Origin of the sequence: Streptomyces sp. UNOB3_S3, from assembly GCF_020740895.1 — a bacterium.
In the GTDB taxonomy this organism is placed as follows: Bacteria; Actinomycetota; Actinomycetes; order Streptomycetales; family Streptomycetaceae; genus Streptomyces.
Map to the genome: position 1 here is coordinate 1 of NZ_JAILXP010000558.1, position 3,200 is coordinate 3,200.

General features: G+C 73.0%; 2 protein-coding genes and 1 pseudogene. All 3 read left to right on the top strand.

Translation table 11 applies throughout. The features are described from left to right. On the top strand, positions 1 to 1,359 hold a 1,359-nt coding region (locus K6I33_RS33535; protein ID WP_229358535.1), incomplete at its 5' end, for a (2Fe-2S)-binding protein. After that, a pseudogene (nirD, locus tag K6I33_RS33540) lies at positions 1,356 to 1,733 on the top strand (nitrite reductase small subunit NirD); the annotation flags it as partial. The gene K6I33_RS33535 and the pseudogene nirD, both read left to right, overlap by 4 nt. A 99-nt stretch (positions 1,734 to 1,832) precedes the next feature. Beyond that, positions 1,833 to 3,077 carry an MFS transporter gene (locus K6I33_RS33545; RefSeq protein WP_229358537.1) on the top strand — a complete coding sequence of 415 codons (1,245 nt, stop codon included), beginning with the start codon at positions 1,833 to 1,835 and terminating at the stop codon, positions 3,075 to 3,077. The last annotated feature ends 123 nt before the right edge of the window (positions 3,078 to 3,200 follow it).

Consider the following 3,200-nt stretch of genomic DNA (forward strand, 5'->3'; position numbering starts at 1 on the left):
CCCCTGCCCGTACCGGCGGAGGAACTGCTCCTGCCCCAGCCCGCCGGATCCCCGGGCGGCGGTGCCGGCGCCGCGGCACTGCCCGACGAGGCCGTCGTCTGCTCCTGCCACAACGTCACCAAGGGGACCATCCGCGCCGCCGTCAGCGAACGGGAGTGCGCCTCCGTCCCCGCCGTCAAGAAGTGCACCAAGGCCGGCACCGGCTGCGGAAGCTGCGAGAAGCTCCTCACCTCGATCGTCACCGGCGAACTCGCCGCGGCGGGCGCCCCGGTCGGCCGCGGGCTGTGCGAGCACTTCCCCCACACCCGCGCCGAGCTCTACGAGATCATCCGCGTCAAGGGCATCACCACCTTCGCCCGGCTCCTCGCCGAACACGGCACCGGCCGGGGCTGCGCCGTCTGCAAGCCGGCCGTCGCCTCCATCCTGGCCGGGCTCGGCGACACCTCCTACATCCTCGACGGCGAACAGGCCGCCCTCCAGGACACCAACGACCACTTCCTCGCCAACCTCCAGCGCAACGGCTCCTACTCCGTCGTCCCCCGCGTCCCCGGCGGCGAGATCACCCCCGACGGCCTGATCACCATCGGCGCCATCGCCCGCGACTTCGGCCTCTACACCAAGATCACCGGCGGTCAGCGCATCGACATGTTCGGCGCCACCGTCGACCAGCTCCCCGCCATCTGGCGCCGCCTCGTCGACGCCGGCTTCGAGTCCGGGCACGCCTACGGCAAGTCCCTGCGCACCGTGAAATCCTGCGTCGGGCAGACCTGGTGCCGCTACGGCGTCCAGGACTCCGTGGCCCTCGCCATCGAACTGGAGCTCCGCTACCGGGGCCTGCGCTCCCCCCACAAGGTCAAGGCCGCCGTCTCCGGCTGCGCCCGAGAGTGCGCCGAGGCACAGAGCAAGGACTTCGGCGTCATCGCCACCGCCCAGGGCTGGAACCTCTACGTCGGCGGCAACGGCGGCGCCACCCCCCGCCACGCCGACCTGCTGCTCAAGGACGTGGACCGCGCCACCCTCATCAGGACGGTCGACCGCTTCCTGATGTTCTACATCCGCACCGCCGACCGCCTGGAGCGCACCGCCCCCTGGGTCGAACGCCTCGAAGGCGGCCTCGACCACCTCCGCGCCGTCGTCGTCGACGACGCGCTCGGCATCGCCGGGGAACTGGACGAGCTGATGGCCCGGCACATCGAGGGCTACGAGGACGAGTGGGCCGCCACCCTCGCCGACCCCGACCGGCTGCGGCGCTTCGTCTCCTTCGTCAACGCCCCGGGAACGCCCGACCCCTCCGTCGGCTTCGTCCCCGAGCGCGAACAGATCCGCCCGGCCCTCCCCGAAGAGGTGAGCACCCGATGAACGACCACCCCACCGGCAGCCTGATCGCACCCGCCCGCACCCACCCCGACGCACGCGTGGAGATCGGCGGCGCCGGCGACGGCACGGACTGGACCACCGTCTGCCGCTACGGCGACCTCACCCCGGGGCGCGGCGTCACCGCCCTCGTCTCGGGGGAGCAGGTCGCGGTCTTCCGCGACGAGGGCGGCACCCTCTACGCGCTGGACAACCGCGACCCCGTCAGCGGCGCGTACGTCATCTCGCGCGGGATCACCGGCAGCCTGGGCGGCGCGCCGGTGGTGACCTCACCCATGTACAAGGAGACGTACGACCTGCGGACGGGCGCCCGCGTGGACGAGGACGGCGGCGCCACGGCGGAGCGCCTGCGCACCTGGCCGGTCCGCGCGGTCCACCCCGCGGCACCACCCGCACCCGAACCACCACCACCCCCACCCGCACTCGTACCGGCGGCCCCGGCCCGGCGGGGGCGCACCCTGACCGACTGGCGGCCGGAGGACCCCGCCTTCTGGGAGCGCACCGGCGCCCGCGTCGCCCGGCGCAACCTGCTGCTGTCCGTGCTCACCGAGCACATCGGCTTCTCGGTGTGGAGCATGTGGTCGGTGCTGGTGCTCTTCCTCGGTCCCGAGTACGGCATCGACCCGGCGGGCAAGTTCACGCTCACGGCCGTGCCGACCGTCGTCGGCGGCGTCCTGCGCCTGCCGTACACCTACGCGGTGGCCCGCTTCGGGGGCCGCGCCTGGACGGTGTTCAGCTCGCTCCTCCTCCTGGTGCCCACCCTCCTCATGGCCGCCGTCCTCAGGCCGGGCGTGTCCTTCACGACCCTGCTGCTCGTCGCCTCCGTGGCCGGCGTGGGCGGCGGCAACTTCGCCTCCTCCATGGCCAACATCAACGCCTTCTACCCCGGGCGCCTCAAGGGCCGGGCCCTGGGCGTCAACGCCGGTGTCGGCAACATCGGCGTCCCCGTCGTCCAGCTCGCCGGCCTCCTCGTCCTCGCCACCGCCGGCGCCGGACACCCCGTCCTGCTCCCGCTGGCCTACGTCCCCCTGATCGTCCTCGCCACCCTCGGGGCCCTGCGCTGGATGGACGACCTCCCGGCGGTGCGCGACGCCCGGCCCGCGCTCCGAGAGATCGTCCGCGACGGCCACACCTGGGGGATCTCACTGCTCTACATCGGGACGTTCGGGTCGTTCATCGGCTTCTCGTTCGCCTTCGGACTGGTCCTCCAGACGCAGTTCCACGACCAGTTCGACACACCGGTGAAGGTCGCGAGCCTCACCTTCATCGGCCCCCTGCTGGGCTCACTGTTCCGCCCCTACGGGGGCGCCCTGGCCGACCGCCTCGGCGGCGCCCGCGTCACCCTCGCCGTCTTCGCGGCCATGGCGGCGAGCAGCGCGCTCGTCCTCGCCGCCGCGCGGGCCCACTGGGCCGCGGTGTTCTTCGCCGGTTTCATCACCCTGTTCGTGCTCAGCGGCCTCGGCAACGGCTCGACCTACCGCATGATCCCGGCCGTCCACGGCACCCGGGTCCGCCGCGCGACGACCCTCATCGGCTTCGCCGGCGCGGTGGGGGCGCTGGGGGGAGTGCTGGTGAACGTCGCGTTCCGGCAGTCGTTCCTCAGCACGGGCAACGGCGAGTGGGCGTACGCGGGGTTCCTGGCCTTCTACGGGGTGTGCGCGGCGGTGACGTACGGGGTGTACGGCCGGCGACGGCTGGGATGAGGACGCCCTCAACCGGTGACGCGGGCCGCCCGGACGCACCATAATGCGGCGAGCGGATCCGGGAGGTGCGTGGCATGACGGTGTTCGTGCTGGTGGCGGGCGGGTGGCTGGGCGGCTGGGCCT